The organism is Pseudomonas spirodelae (genome assembly GCF_034653255.1).
GTDB classification, from domain to species: domain Bacteria; phylum Pseudomonadota; class Gammaproteobacteria; order Pseudomonadales; family Pseudomonadaceae; genus Aquipseudomonas; species Aquipseudomonas spirodelae.
This window is the reverse complement of sequence record NZ_JAYEET010000001.1, coordinates 233,869-246,977: the sequence shown is the minus strand read 5'-3', so window position 1 is coordinate 246,977 and position 13,109 is coordinate 233,869. Positions and strand designations below refer to the sequence as shown.

Annotated in this window: 17 protein-coding genes; 15 read left to right on the top strand and 2 right to left on the bottom strand. The window is 60.0% G+C overall.

What is annotated here, in order from left to right; translation table 11 throughout:
• Nucleotides 1–6: 6 nt before the first annotated feature.
• The 5 genes from motD to SOP97_RS01145 all read left to right on the top strand — a co-directional run bounded on the left by motD (nucleotide 7) and on the right by SOP97_RS01145 (nucleotide 3,623).
• The gene (gene motD / locus SOP97_RS01165; protein ID WP_274087867.1) at nucleotides 7–876 is read left to right on the top strand and encodes a flagellar motor protein MotD; all 870 of its coding nucleotides are present in this window, start codon (nucleotides 7–9) and stop codon (nucleotides 874–876) included.
• A gap of 51 nt (nucleotides 877–927) precedes the next feature.
• Nucleotides 928–1,716, top strand: coding sequence for a ParA family protein (locus SOP97_RS01160; protein ID WP_274087868.1), 789 nt, complete (start codon nucleotides 928–930; stop codon nucleotides 1,714–1,716).
• An 87-nt stretch (nucleotides 1,717–1,803) separates the two neighbouring features.
• Nucleotides 1,804–2,631: a CheW domain-containing protein gene (locus tag SOP97_RS01155; protein ID WP_274087869.1), complete on the top strand. Its 828-nt coding sequence runs from the start codon at nucleotides 1,804–1,806 to the stop codon at nucleotides 2,629–2,631.
• Nucleotides 2,632–2,735: 104 nt separating this feature from the next.
• Nucleotides 2,736–3,215: a chemotaxis protein CheW gene (locus SOP97_RS01150; RefSeq protein ID WP_274087870.1), complete on the top strand. Its 480-nt coding sequence runs from the start codon at nucleotides 2,736–2,738 to the stop codon at nucleotides 3,213–3,215.
• Nucleotides 3,216–3,218: 3 nt separating this feature from the next.
• A complete protein-coding gene (locus SOP97_RS01145) occupies nucleotides 3,219–3,623 on the top strand; it encodes a DUF2802 domain-containing protein (RefSeq protein ID WP_274087871.1) in 405 nt (134 codons plus the stop codon).
• 29 nt (nucleotides 3,624–3,652) lie between these two features.
• Here SOP97_RS01145 and SOP97_RS01140 read toward each other — a convergent pair whose 3' ends face one another.
• On the bottom strand, nucleotides 3,653–3,979 hold the full coding sequence (locus SOP97_RS01140; protein WP_274087872.1) for an EscU/YscU/HrcU family type III secretion system export apparatus switch protein: 327 nt from the start codon (nucleotides 3,977–3,979) through the stop codon (nucleotides 3,653–3,655).
• Nucleotides 3,976–5,520, bottom strand: a complete 1,545-nt coding sequence (gene fliK / locus SOP97_RS01135) for a flagellar hook-length control protein FliK (protein WP_274087873.1) — start codon at nucleotides 5,518–5,520, stop codon at nucleotides 3,976–3,978. The genes SOP97_RS01140 and fliK overlap by 4 nt, the downstream gene beginning before the upstream one ends.
• Nucleotides 5,521–5,683: 163 nt before the next feature.
• Here fliK and ccmA point away from each other — a divergent pair, with 163 nt between their 5' ends.
• The 10 genes from ccmA to SOP97_RS01085 all read left to right on the top strand — a co-directional run bounded on the left by ccmA (nucleotide 5,684) and on the right by SOP97_RS01085 (nucleotide 12,999).
• Nucleotides 5,684–6,319, top strand: coding sequence for a cytochrome c biogenesis heme-transporting ATPase CcmA (gene ccmA / locus SOP97_RS01130; protein WP_274087874.1), 636 nt, complete (start codon nucleotides 5,684–5,686; stop codon nucleotides 6,317–6,319).
• Nucleotides 6,316–6,987 carry a heme exporter protein CcmB gene (ccmB, locus tag SOP97_RS01125; RefSeq protein WP_136666296.1) on the top strand — a complete coding sequence of 224 codons (672 nt, stop codon included), beginning with the start codon at nucleotides 6,316–6,318 and terminating at the stop codon, nucleotides 6,985–6,987. Before ccmA ends, ccmB begins: the two co-directional genes overlap by 4 nt.
• Nucleotides 6,988–7,061: 74 nt before the next feature.
• Nucleotides 7,062–7,820: a heme ABC transporter permease gene (locus tag SOP97_RS01120; RefSeq protein WP_274088003.1), complete on the top strand. Its 759-nt coding sequence runs from the start codon at nucleotides 7,062–7,064 to the stop codon at nucleotides 7,818–7,820.
• Nucleotides 7,817–7,993 carry a heme exporter protein CcmD gene (ccmD, locus tag SOP97_RS01115; RefSeq protein ID WP_274087875.1) on the top strand — a complete coding sequence of 59 codons (177 nt, stop codon included), beginning with the start codon at nucleotides 7,817–7,819 and terminating at the stop codon, nucleotides 7,991–7,993. Before SOP97_RS01120 ends, ccmD begins: the two co-directional genes overlap by 4 nt.
• On the top strand, nucleotides 7,990–8,478 hold the full coding sequence (gene ccmE / locus SOP97_RS01110) for a cytochrome c maturation protein CcmE (RefSeq protein ID WP_274087876.1): 489 nt from the start codon (nucleotides 7,990–7,992) through the stop codon (nucleotides 8,476–8,478). Before ccmD ends, ccmE begins: the two co-directional genes overlap by 4 nt.
• Nucleotides 8,475–10,448 (top strand): heme lyase CcmF/NrfE family subunit, encoded by a 1,974-nt coding sequence (locus tag SOP97_RS01105; RefSeq protein WP_322947763.1) that lies wholly within the window; start codon nucleotides 8,475–8,477, stop codon nucleotides 10,446–10,448. Before ccmE ends, SOP97_RS01105 begins: the two co-directional genes overlap by 4 nt.
• Nucleotides 10,445–10,981 (top strand): DsbE family thiol:disulfide interchange protein, encoded by a 537-nt coding sequence (locus SOP97_RS01100; RefSeq protein ID WP_274087878.1) that lies wholly within the window; start codon nucleotides 10,445–10,447, stop codon nucleotides 10,979–10,981. Before SOP97_RS01105 ends, SOP97_RS01100 begins: the two co-directional genes overlap by 4 nt.
• The gene (locus SOP97_RS01095) at nucleotides 10,978–11,481 is read left to right on the top strand and encodes a cytochrome c-type biogenesis protein (RefSeq protein ID WP_274087879.1); all 504 of its coding nucleotides are present in this window, start codon (nucleotides 10,978–10,980) and stop codon (nucleotides 11,479–11,481) included. The genes SOP97_RS01100 and SOP97_RS01095 overlap by 4 nt, the downstream gene beginning before the upstream one ends.
• On the top strand, nucleotides 11,474–12,676 hold the full coding sequence (ccmI, locus tag SOP97_RS01090; protein ID WP_274087880.1) for a c-type cytochrome biogenesis protein CcmI: 1,203 nt from the start codon (nucleotides 11,474–11,476) through the stop codon (nucleotides 12,674–12,676). The genes SOP97_RS01095 and ccmI overlap by 8 nt, the downstream gene beginning before the upstream one ends.
• A complete protein-coding gene (locus SOP97_RS01085; RefSeq protein WP_322947761.1) occupies nucleotides 12,673–12,999 on the top strand; it encodes a hypothetical protein in 327 nt (108 codons plus the stop codon). Before ccmI ends, SOP97_RS01085 begins: the two co-directional genes overlap by 4 nt.
• Nucleotides 13,000–13,109: the final 110 nt, after the last annotated feature.

Below are 13,109 nucleotides of genomic sequence, written 5' to 3'. Positions count from 1 at the left end.
CACAACATGGCCCGCCGGCGTCATCAAGAAGAACATGAAAACCACGAACGTTGGCTGGTCTCCTATGCCGACTTCATTACCTTGCTGTTTGCGTTTTTCGTGGTGATGTACTCGATTTCCTCGATTAACGAAGGCAAGTACAAAATTCTTTCAGACAGCCTGACCGGTGTGTTCAATCAGCCTGATCGTGCGATCAAGCCGATTCCGGTCGGTGATGAGCGGCCGCGTACCACTGAGCCGGATCGTTCGCTGGTGGATGAAGAAAGCACGCTGTCAGCTGCCGACTCGCTGGAAAGCATCGCCCAAAGCATAAGTGATGCCTTTGGCGGCTTGATTCAGTCCGGTCAGCTCAAGGTCAGCGGCAATGAGTTATGGATCGAGATTGAACTCAGTTCCAGCCTGCTGTTCACCAGTGGCGATGCCGTCCCTAATAATGCGGCGTTCGATATTATCGAGAAGGTAGCCAAAATTCTGGCGCCCTATGAGAATCCGGTTCACGTAGAAGGCTTTACCGATAATCTGCCCATTCAGACTGCGCAGTTCCCTACTAACTGGGAGCTGTCTACCGCAAGGGCCGCGAGTATCGTCCGGATGCTGGCGATGGATGGGGTCAACCCGAGTCGTTTGGCGGCTGTAGGTTACGGTGAGTTCCAGCCCGTGGCCGATAACACCACTGCAGAAGGGCGTGGCCGCAATCGTCGGGTGGTGTTGGTGATATCGCGCAATCTCGATGTGCGCCGCAGCGTAAGTGGTGTGGGCAGTGCGAATGCGCAGCCTGATGCGGCCCTGAAGCGGGCTGGCACGCAACCTGCAGCAACACTGATAGCGCCGGCCCCGCAAGCGGGTGCCGTCAACCCCCCGTCGCCGGCCCCATAAAGGTGGCCCCGTTCTCGGTCAGGCATCACCTGCACCGAGAGGATGATTACGATGAGAGTCTGGGCAGTAGCCAATCAAAAAGGTGGCGTTGGTAAGACCACCACATCAATCGCCTTGGCGGGCCTGCTGGCTGATGCCGGTAAGCGCGTGGTGGTGGTCGATCTCGATCCTCATGGTTCGATGACCAGCTATTTCGGGCACGACCCTGACAGCCTTGAACACAGCAGTTTTGATCTGTTTCAGCACAAGGGCAGCGTGCCGCGCGGTTTGCCGCAGCAATTGCTGTTGCCGACCAGCCATGAGCGAATTTCTTTGCTGCCTTCCAGTACCGCACTTGCCACGCTTGAGCGTCAGTCACCCGGGCAGAGCGGGTTAGGGTTGGTGATCGCCAAGAGCCTTGCGCAGCTTTGGGAGGACTTTGATCATGCAGTGATCGACAGCCCGCCCTTGCTCGGCGTGTTAATGGTCAATGCCCTGGCGGCCAGCCAACAGTTGGTGATTCCGGTGCAGACTGAGTTTCTTGCGGTCAAAGGCCTTGAACGCATGGTCAATACCCTGGCCATGATCAACCGCTCGCGGCAGCAGGCGCTGCCTTACACCATCGTGCCGACGCTGTTTGATCGCCGTACTCAGGCCTCCATGAGTACGCTGCGGGTCTTGCGCAACAATTACCTTGAGCACCTGTGGCCCGCTTATATTCCGGTTGATACGCGCCTGCGCGACGCCAGTCGGGCCGGCCTGACACCGTCGCAATTCGATAAAAATAGCCGTGGCGTGATTGCCTATCGGGCGCTTCTCAAGCACTTGTTGGCGCAGCAGATTGCCGCGCAGGTCGCCTGAGATGAGCGGCTATGCTGAAGATATAGGCTCAAGTCTGTCGCTAGCGCGGCCGATAGTCTGTACAGATTGTTATTACGGGTTGTTTTCATGAGTCTTCCCCTTGCTACCGCGACACGTCCGCAACTGGCCTTGCAGTCCTATCTGGATAGCTTGTTGCAGGACGCTGCGGTCGAGTTAGCCGATAGCATCACGCTGGATGAGTTCGAAGCGGCGGTGCTTGAAGAGCAGGTCCGCGACGCCCGAACCCTGCCTCAAGTGCAAGCCGTGGCCAGCAAACCCTTGGCTGAACTGGCTGCGCGACCGCTTGTGCTGCCCACTATCGAGATCCCGGCACCGTCCGTTGAAGTCGCGCCGCAAGTGGCTGCCACTCTAGCCGTGATTGAGGTTGAGCGCGCACCGCTGCCGTCGTTGATGGTGCCCGAGCCGGTATTATCGGGTCGTCCGGAATGGGCTCAGGAGCCTTTCGAATGTCTATTGTTCGACGTTGCCGGCCTGACGTTGGCCGTGCCGCTGGTGTGTCTGGGTTCGATTTATCCCCTGCAAGGCCAGGAGCTGACGCCATTATTTGGCCAGCCCGACTGGTTTCTCGGCATACTGCCTAGCCAGGCAGGCAACCTGAAGGTGCTGGATACTGCGCGCTGGGTAATGCCTGATCGTTACCGCGATGATTTTCGCGAAGGTTTACAGTATGTGATCTCCGTTCAGGGCTATGAGTGGGGGCTGGCTGTGCATCAGGTCAGCCGCTCGATTCGGCTCGACCCGAATGAGGTCAAATGGCGCAGCCAGCGGACTCAGCGCCCATGGCTGGCCGGTACGGTGATTGAACACATGTGTGCCCTGTTGGATATTGCATCGCTGGCTGAGTTGATTGCCAGTGGTGCCGCTAAACGTATGGCGGCCAGACAGGGTCATTGAATAACGCACGGGCTGTGCGCTGCACCGCCTGGCAACTACAGTAAAGACACCGGGCTAGATACCCGCGATCGCCGCCGTGAGCGGTTCAAGACGAGGTTAGGGACATGAAGAAAAGTTCGGCACAAGGCTCTGAAGATCCGATTCTGCAGTGGGTGACGTTCCGCCTGGATAACGAAACCTATGGCATCAATGTGATGCAAGTGCAGGAAGTTCTGCGCTACACCGAAATTGCCCCTGTGCCGGGTGCTCCGAGCTATGTGCTGGGCATCATCAACCTGCGCGGTAATGTGGTCACCGTGATCGACACGCGCCAGCGTTTTGGCCTTGACTCCACTGAGGTGACCGATAACACCCGTATCGTGATTATCGAGGCTGACAAGCAGGTGGTTGGTATCTTGGTCGACAGCGTGGCGGAGGTGGTTTACCTGCGCCAATCTGAAGTGGAAACAGCGCCGAACGTTGGCAATGATGAATCCGCCAAGTTTATTCAGGGCGTATGCAACAAGAACGGCGAACTACTGATTTTGGTTGAGCTGGACAAAATGATGAGTGAAGAAGAGTGGTCCGAGCTGGAGAGCATCTAGCTCATGCTTGTCGCGCTGCTTACCGTCCTAGTCCTGGTTTGCCTGGGGCTAATGGGTGCCTGCATTTGGCTTGCACGGCAGTTGCGCGACGTCGTCAAGCTGCAAGGTGAGCGTGACGCCGCGCGTGACCGGCGGTTCAAAGAGCTCAGTCGGCGTCTGGATGCCTACCTGGCGGGCAGTGTGCAGATGGGTGAGGAGTTACAAGAGCTGCGCCGCGTTGTGGCGCCGCTGCCGGACAAACTCAATCAAATTGAACAGCGTGACCCCAGTAGCCTGTCGTTTACCCAAGCGGCGCGACTGGCTGGCATGGGTGCCAGTGTGGATGACCTGACTCAGTCCTGCGGCCTGAGCAAGGCTGAGGCTGAGTTGGTCAGCAAAATGCAGCAGGCCAAACTGCAGCGTTACTGATGAACCCTTCCTTCTAGATCGGCGGTTGCTCAGTGGGCTGGGCCTTCCAATAGGCGCAGCGGCGGCGTGATATCTGTATCGCGCCCACCACCCGCCGGTGCTTTACCCTTCAAGTACCAGGCAAAGGCGATGATTTCCGCGATACAGCGATACAGCTGCTCCGGGATTGCATCACCCAACTCCAGGCGCGCGAGCAGGCGTACCAGCTCCGCATTTTCGTAGATCGGAACTTCATATTCTCGGGCAATCGCCAGGATTGCTTCGGCCAGTTCGTCATCGCCTTTAGCACTGAGCACAGGCGCATTCTGCCCGTCGTAGGTGAGGGCGATGGCTTGGCGTGGCGTGGTCTTCTTCATGCGGTTTCATCCACCCAGCGTTGTTCCAAGGTTGTGCGTGGACCACGCGGCGGTATGCCCTGGCTGCAGGCCAGCTCACCTACCTGGACGCCTGCGGCATTAAGGCGTTGGCGCAGGTTGTCCAGTTCGGCGTCAATCAGGCTGACGGTACTGCTGCGTTCTGCCCACAGCTGGCTGGATAGACGGCCATGGGCCAGTTGCGCCTGGATCTGCAGGGGCCCCAGTGGGTCGATATCGAATGCCAGCTCAACTTTCCACAGGGTTTCTTTTTTCTCGGGTTTTTCTTGTGGGTTGCTTTCGTCGCGCTGGATTTTTACCTGCAGCGGCACCAGCTCCTGGTGGTTACGCATGGGTAGCTCCAGTTGCCAGGTGGTGAGCAGGTTGCCGTCCGATCCGACCTGGCTCTGCGCCAGGCTGGACAGCTGGTGAGTTTGCAGGCGCGAGATGGCCGCTGCAGCAAGTTTTAGCAGGGCCTCCAGGTCAGCCTCACCTTCCATCGATTGCAGCAGGCGCGAGGGCAGGGGGAAGTTCAGTCCTTGTTGGCGTGTGCTGGCCTTACCTAGGCTGCCAAGTAGGTCGCGGGCCAGGGCCGGCATGGCCTGTGCCATTGCGGAACTGGCAGTGGCGGCGGCCAAAGGGGTACCGGCTGACAGGCTGGGTAATAGTTGGGTAATCAGGCGCAGCAGGTTGGCCTTGAGGTCGTTCGGCAGAGCTTGGCCCTGGCCGCCCAATAGTTTGCTCTCGAGCAAAATACCGCTGTTCTCCAGGGCGGCGGCCAGGCCTTTTGGGGTGCTTAGCTGAGCGGCATCGGGCAGGGTGCCGAAGAGTTTATCGATGCTGGTGCGCAGACCTTCGCTCATCTCGGCGCTGCCGCGCAGACCTTGTAGGGCGCTGAAAAAGCCCTCCAATGAACCTTGGCGGTTGCTTTGTGAGGCCAATTGCTGGCTTAGCGCGAGTTGATCCAGGCGGCCGCTCAAGGGCAGAAAGCTCAACGACTGGTTCCCCTGCACTTGCGCGCTGAGCAAACTGCCCACCGGCAGCGCCAGCGGAGTTTCCAGCGACAGCTTGCTGCCGGCCAGCTGCGTGTTGAGCAAGTTGACCACGACTTTGTAGACCACCTCTTGCGCGCGGCCCTGCAGCAGTTGCTCGCGGGCGACCACCTTGCCTTGTAGCAGGGTGCCGACGGGTAGTTGTTCGAGGTCCAGGCTGGTGAGAGGTTTGTTGCCCCCGGCCAGTACAGCTAAGGCCAGGCGGGTTTCCGACAAGGCGGTCACCGCCAGTGAGGTGCCCTGGGCGATAGGCCGGGAACTGCTGGCTTCGAGGGTGGTTTGCCGGCCATTCTCCAGCGTCAACTTGAGTAGCAACTGAAAGCTCTGCGCCACTTCCTTCAAGGCGATAACTTCGGCCTTGGCGGTTTCCCCACTGAGCAGCAAGCCTTGCAGGGGTTGCAGCAGTTTCACCGCTTGGTCAGCCGCTACGGCGTTGGGGCGGCTGCTGGGGGGTGTCGGCGGCAGGGGCCGTGGACTGCTGATTTCGCTCATGGGTGGGTTACAACCTGTCGAAAATGCCCGCTGCGGGAGGCGGGGCATGGCATGTATAATCGCGCCCCGTCCGGGCCGGCTGCGTGTTTCACTTGCGTCAGTATAGCGGCCAAGACGCTGCCGACTTGAGCCGCTTTTGCCATCCACTTTAGGTACCGATGCCTTGATCAGTCCTCTTCTCGAAGCCGTGGCGCTCGCCTGTGAGCGAGACTGGCGCATGCTGTTCGAGCAGCTGGAGGTACGTCTGGTTCCCGGTGAGATGTTGCAGGTTGCCGGGCCTAACGGCAGCGGCAAGACCAGCCTGCTGCGCCTGTTGGCCGGTTTGATGCAGCCGACTGCCGGCGAGATCCGCCTGAATGGTCGTCCGTTGACGGCGCAGCGTGCTGAACTGGCGCGCAACCTGCTGTGGATTGGTCATGCCGCCGGTATCAAGGGTTTGCTGACGGCCGAAGAGAACCTCGGCTGGCTGTGCGCGCTGCATCAGCCGGCGGAGCGCGACGCTATCTGGCAGGCGCTGGATGCGGTGGGGTTGCGCGGTTTTGAAGACGTGCCCTGCCATACCCTGTCGGCTGGCCAGCAGCGACGTGTGGCCTTGGCGCGGTTGTACCTGCCAGGGCCGAAGCTATGGGTGCTGGATGAACCCTTCACCGCGCTGGATAAAGCCGCAGTGGCGCAGCTGGAAGAGCATCTGGCCGCTCATTGTCAGCAGGGCGGCTTGGTGGTGCTGACCACGCATCACGAGTTACGCGTTAAACCGGCCGGTTATCGCGAGCTTGATTTGGGGCTGCGCACATCATGAGCAATGTTTTTACCCTGCTGCTGGCGCGTGAGGCGCGCTTGCTGTTTCGGCGTCCCGCCGAGTTGGCCAACCCGCTGGTGTTCTTCGCCATTGTGATTGCCCTGTTCCCTCTGGCGGTGGGGCCGCAAACGCAGTTGTTACAAAGCCTTTCGCCCGGGCTGGTGTGGGTGGCGGCCCTATTGGCCGTGCTGCTCTCGCTGGACGGGCTGTTTCGCAGTGATTTTGAGGATGGCTCTCTGGAGCAGTGGGTCCTTTCGCCGCACCCCCTGGCTCTTCTGGTTTTGGCCAAGGTACTGGCACACTGGCTTTTTTCCGGCTTGGCGCTGGTGCTGTTGGCGCCGTTGTTGGCGTTGATGCTGGGCTTGCCTGAGCGCTGTTTACCGGTATTGCTGATTTCCCTGCTGTTGGGCACCCCGGTGTTGAGCTTGCTGGGCGCGGTCGGTGCCGCGCTGACTGTGGGCCTTAAACGTGGCGGTCTGCTGCTCGCGTTGTTGATTTTGCCGTTGTACATCCCGGTGTTGATTCTCGGCAGCGGTGCGTTACAAGCCAGCCTGCAAGGATTGCCGGCGGTCGGCCACTTGTTGTGGTTGGCCAGCCTCACCGCATTGGCGGTGACCTTGACACCTTTTGCCATCGCCGCTGGTCTAACGATCAGTGTCGCTGAGTAGACAACTAAGCCTGAATGGCCGGCCGCCGCAGGTGCCTACCTGCACCGCGATCAGCCCTAGCACTGATGAGTAACCTGATGAACTGGACGTGGTTTCACAAACTCGGCTCGCCCAAATGGTTTTATGAAATCAGCAGCCGCTGGCTACCTTGGCTGGCCGCTGCTGCCGTCTTGCTGTTGCTGGTTGGGTTGGTCTGGGGCCTGGCCTTTGCACCGCCGGATTACCAGCAGGGCAACAGTTTTCGCATCATCTACATCCATGTTCCAGCGGCTTTTCTGGCTCAGTCCATCTACGTGATGCTGGCAGTCGCCGGCACCGTTGGCTTGGTGTGGAAAATGAAGTTGGCCGATGTCGCGCTGCAGCAGGCGGCGCCCATTGGTGCCTGGATCACCTTTATTGCTCTGGTGACTGGCGCGATATGGGGCAAGCCCACGTGGGGCACCTACTGGGTCTGGGACGCACGCCTGACCTCGATGCTGATTTTATTGTTCCTGTATTTCGGCGTGATCGCCTTGGGCAACGCCATCACCAACCGTGACAGCGCCGCCAAGGCCTGTGCGGTGCTGTCGATTGTCGGCGTGGTGAATATCCCGATCATCAAATACTCGGTGGAGTGGTGGAACACCCTGCATCAGCCCGCCACCTTCAGCGTGGTGGAAAAACCAAGTATGCCGTTTGAAATGTGGATGCCCCTGCTGATCATGGTGCTGGGCTTCTACTGCTTCTTTGGCGCGGTGTTACTGCTGCGCATGCGTTTGGAGGTGCTCAAGCGCGAGGCGCGAAGCAGTTGGGCCAAGGCCGAAGTGAAGGCGCAGGTGGAGAAAGGCCTATGAGTTTTGCCAGTTTTAGCGAGTTTCTCGCCATGGGGACCCATGGGCCATATGTCTGGTCCTGTTATGCCATCAGCCTGGTTGTGCTGGGGTTGAATGTGGCGCTGCCAATCCTGGCACGTCGACGTTATCTGCAAGACGAGGCGCGTCGTTTGCGCCGGGAGGAGTCGAAGTGAACCCGCTGCGCAAGAAACGCCTGTTTATCGTTCTGGCGATCATCGCTGGTGTAGGCATCGCCGTGGCTCTGGCCCTGAGCGCATTGCAGCAGAACATCAACCTGTTCTACACGCCCACGCAAATTGCCAATGGTGACGCCCCGCAGGACACCCGGATTCGTGCCGGTGGCCTGGTCGAAGAGGGCTCCGTGAAGCGTTCCAGCGATTCGCTGGAAACTGATTTTGTGGTGACCGACGGCGCCAAGCGCGTGACCATCCGCTACAGCGGCATTCTCCCGGACCTGTTCCGTGAGGGGCAGGGCATTGTCGCCATGGGCAAGCTCGACGCCAGCAATGTGTTAATTGCCGATGAAGTGCTGGCCAAACACGATGAAAACTACATGCCGCCGGAAGTCATGCAGGCGTTGGAGCAAAGCGGGATGAAGCAGAAACACGACGCGGCCCAAGCGGCCAAGCAGGCGTCCCGACTGGAGGCGGCGCAATGATCCCCGAACTCGGCCATTTGGCAATGATTCTGGCGCTGTGCATGGCGCTGGTGCAGGCGACATTACCAATGATTGGCGCCTGGCGGGGCGACCGTCAGTGGATGAGCCTGGCGGCACCGGCCGCCTGGGGTCAGTTTGCCTTCCTGCTGTTTTCCTTTATCTGCCTGACCTACGCCTTTATGGTCGACGACTTTACCGTCGCCTATGTGGCCAACAACTCCAACAGCGCGCTGCCCTGGTATTACAAATTCAGCGCCGTGTGGGGTGCCCACGAAGGTTCGCTGTTGCTCTGGGGCTTGATTCTCGCCGGCTGGACTTTTGCCGTGTCGATCTTCTCGCGCCAGCTACCGGAAGAAATGCTCGCGCGCGTGCTTGGGGTCATGGGCATCATCAGCATCGGCTTTCTGTTGTTTCTGATCGTGACGTCCAACCCGTTCGCGCGCTTGCTGTTTGATACCCCGACCAATGGCCGTGATCTCAATCCGCTGTTGCAGGATTTTGGTCTGATCGTGCATCCGCCGATGCTCTACATGGGCTATGTCGGCTTCTCTGTCGCCTTCGCTTTCGCCATCGCCGCCTTGCTCGGCGGCAAGCTGGATGCGGCCTGGGCGCGCTGGTCGCGGCCGTGGACCATCGTTGCCTGGGCCTTCCTCGGCATTGGTATTGCTCTGGGCTCGTGGTGGGCCTACTACGAACTTGGCTGGGGCGGCTGGTGGTTCTGGGACCCGGTGGAAAACGCCTCCTTTATGCCCTGGTTGGTCGGCACCGCGCTGATTCACTCCCTGGCGGTCACGGAAAAGCGCGGCGTGTTCAAGAGCTGGACCGTGCTGCTGGCCATCGCCGCCTTCTCCCTCAGCTTGCTGGGGACCTTCCTGGTGCGTTCCGGGGTGCTGACCTCGGTGCATGCCTTCGCCAGCGACCCTGAGCGCGGCGTGTTTATCCTGGCATTCCTGTTGATCGTGGTAGGCAGCTCGCTGGCGCTGTTTGCAATCCGTGCGCCGGTGGTCAAGAGCCAGGTCGGCTTCGCCCTGTGGTCGCGGGAAACCCTGCTGCTGGTGAATAACCTGATTCTGGTAGTGTCCGCGGCGATGATTCTGCTCGGCACCCTGTACCCGTTGGTGCTGGACGCCATGACCGGCGCCAAGCTGTCGGTTGGTCCGCCGTACTTCAACGCGCTGTTCGTGCCGTTGATGGGCCTGTTGATGGCGATGATTGCGGTCGGTGTGCTGGTGCGCTGGAAAGACACGCCAGTTAAATGGTTGCTGAACATGCTCGCGCCGGTACTGATCGGCAGCGTGGTGCTGGCGGTTATCGCCACCTTCCTGGTGGGTGACTTTAACTGGGCGGTGCTCGGGGTCTGGCTGCTGGCTGCCTGGGTGGTTTTGGCCGGTGTGCGCGACATTCTTGAGAAAACCCGGCACAAGGGCTTGCTCAAAGGTTTGCCGAGCCTGACCCGCAGTTATTGGGGCATGCAGACGGCGCACCTGGGCATGGCGATCTGTGCGTTGGGCGTGGTGCTGACCAGTGTCGGCAGTTTCGAGCGTGATATGCGCATGGCTCCGGGTGAGTCAGTGGAGATTGGCGGTTATCAGTTCACTTTCGAAGGTGCCGAGCACTTTGAAGGGCCGAACTTCACCTCGGATAAAGGCACTGTGCGCATCCTCGAAGACGGCAAGCAGATTGCCGTGCTGCACCCTGAGAAGCGCTTGTACACCGTGCAGCAATCGGTGATGACCGAAGCCGGCATTGACGCCGGGATCACCCGAGACCTGTTCGTCGCCCTGGGTGAACCGTTGGAGAATGGCGCCTGGGCAGTGCGCGTGCACATCAAGCCGTTTGTGCGCTGGATCTGGTTCGGCGCGCTGCTGATGGGCTTTGGTGGCTTCCTTTCAGCCTCCGACAAACGCTACCGGATGAAGGTGCGCACCCGCGTGCGTGAAGCGCTGGGTATGGCGGGGGCGCAGGCATGAAGCGTTTGTTGCTGCTCTTGCCCCTGGCGCTTTTTCTCGGTGTGGCGGTGTTTCTCTACCGCGGGCTGTTCCTCGATCCGTCTGAGCTGCCATCGGCGCTGATCGGCAAGCCCCTGCCGGCGTTCTCCCTGCCGGCCGTGCAGGACGGTAAGTTGCTTAGCGAGGCCGATCTCAAGGGTAAGCCTGCGCTGGTCAATGTTTGGGCCACCTGGTGTGTGGCTTGCCGGGTCGAACACCCGGTGCTGAACAAGTTGGCCAAGCTGGGCGTGAACATTTATGGGGTCAACTACAAGGACGACAATGCCGCCGCGCAAAAGTGGTTGGTGGAGTTCCATGACCCCTATCAGCTGAATATCAACGACGCCCGAGGCACTCTAGGGCTGGACCTGGGCGTGTATGGCGCGCCTGAGACCTTCCTGATCGACAAGGCCGGCATCATCCGCCACAAGTTTGTTGGCGTGATCGATGAGCGTGTTTGGCGTGAGCAGCTGGCGCCGCTTTATCAAGAATTGGTCGATGAGGCCCAGCCATGAGGCGTTTACTCACCGCCGCCGTGCTGGGTCTGGCTCTGTTAGGTACCGCTCAGGCCGCTATCGATACTTACGAGTTCGCCACTGAGGCCGAGCGCCAGCGTTATCGCAACCTGGTGCAAGAGTTGCGTTGCCCTAAGTGCCAGAACCAGAACATCGCCGACTCCGATGCACCGATTGCCATGGACTTGCGTGCGCAGATCTTCCGCATGTTGGAGGAGGGGCAGAGCAACCAGCAGATCATCGATTATCTGGTCAGCCGCTATGGCGATTTCGTGCTCTACAAACCGCCGGTAACCACGCGCACCCTTTTGCTGTGGTACGGCCCGGCCGGTCTGCTGATCGGTGGTTTCGCTTTGCTTGGGGTCATCCTGTTGCGTCGTCGTATTAAGTCGGGTGGTGTCGCCAGCGGCCTGTCTGCGGACGAGCAGCAGCGTCTGGCGACGTTGCTCAGCCAACAGCCCGCCAATCAACCGCCTGTGGATAAAAAGACTGATGATTGAATTTTGGTTATGCGCCGGCCTGCTGTTGCTGACAGCCCTGGCATTTGTACTGATTCCCGTGCTGCGTGGGCGCAAGCTCCAGGCTGAAGAAGACCGCACCGCCCTCAATGTGACCCTGTACCAAGAGCGCTTGCAGGACCTGCAGGCGCAGAATGCTGCTGGCGCGTTGAACGCTGAGCAGCTTGCCGCTGGTCGTGATGAGGCAGCCCGTGAGTTGCTGGCCGATACCGAAGGTGCGCAGGCGCTGCCGCCGCAGCGCACACTGGGCATTAAAGTCCCACTGGTGTTTGCCTTGCTGATGCCCTTGCTGGGGTATGGCCTGTATCAGCATTGGGGGGCTATCGATGATGTCGAGCGTGCCCGCACCTTTGCTGATCAGCCAAAGACCATTGAGGAAATGACTGCGCGCTTGGAAGCTGCAGTAAAAAGTGATCCCAAGTCAGCCGAAAGCTGGTACTTCCTGGGTCGCACCTACATGGCTCAGGAGCGTGCGGCTGATGCTGCCCAGGCTTTTGAACGTGCCATTGAAGTAGCCGGGCGTGCGCCTGAGCTGCTCGGGCAATGGGCGCAGGCGCTTTATTTTGCCGGTGGCAAACAATGGACGCCGCAGTTGCAGGCACTGACCGACGAGGCGCTTAAAGCCGATCCGGCGGAAGTCACCAGCCTTGGCCTATTGGGTATTGCCGCCTATGAGAGCGGGCAGTTCAAGCAGGCGATTGGTCACTGGCAGCAGCTGGTGGCGGTTCTGCCGGCTGAAGACCCTTCACGTCAGGCGATTCAGGGCGGGATAGACCGCGCCCGCGAGCAGCTTGGTGAGCCCGTTGAAGAGGCGGCAGTTAGTGCCGGCCCTGGCCTGACGGTACAGGTGGCGCTCGCCGACGACTTGCAGGCCAAGGTGCAACCGGGCGATGCGGTATTTATCTTCGCCCGCGCGGTTTCCGGGCCACCGATGCCGCTGGCGGTCAAGCGTCTGACCGTGGCTGACCTGCCCGCTGAAGTGCGCTTGTCGGACAGCGACGCGATGATGCCGCAGTTGAAGATCTCTGGCTTCGAGCAGGTGCAGCTGGTGGCGCGTATTTCTCGCAGTGGCAATGCCACGGCCGGTGAGTGGGTCGGCAGCAGCCTGCCGCTGGCCAGCAAGACCACTGAGCCACAACAACTGCTGATCGACAGCGCAGACAGTAAGGCGCCATGAGTCCGCTATGGCGTGGTGTTGTACTTGTAAGCGTGCTGAGCCTCGGCGCCTGCGTGCAGGCGCCGCTCAGCACAGCGCCGGTGACGTACCCGAGTGGCAGCAGCAACCACCCACGCTTTGCCCCGCCACCCGGGGTGGCCAGTCAGTGGGATGCACGGCTGGGGGTGTATGTGGTCGGTGGCGCTTCTCATCTGTACTACCGTGAGCGCACCTATTACCGCTGGAATGCTGGCTGGAGTTGGGCCACTAATCCGCAAGGGCCTTGGTTACCGACTGACAGCAGCGGTGTACCGCCTGGCCTGAATCGCCGCTACGCGCAGTAACTAGGGTTACGATCTGCTGCGCGTCGGCCCTACTGCGTTAAAAACAAGCTCGGAATGCTCATGTACAAAAGTACACTCCGCGTCCTCGCTTGTTTTGACCAGCCGGAGGC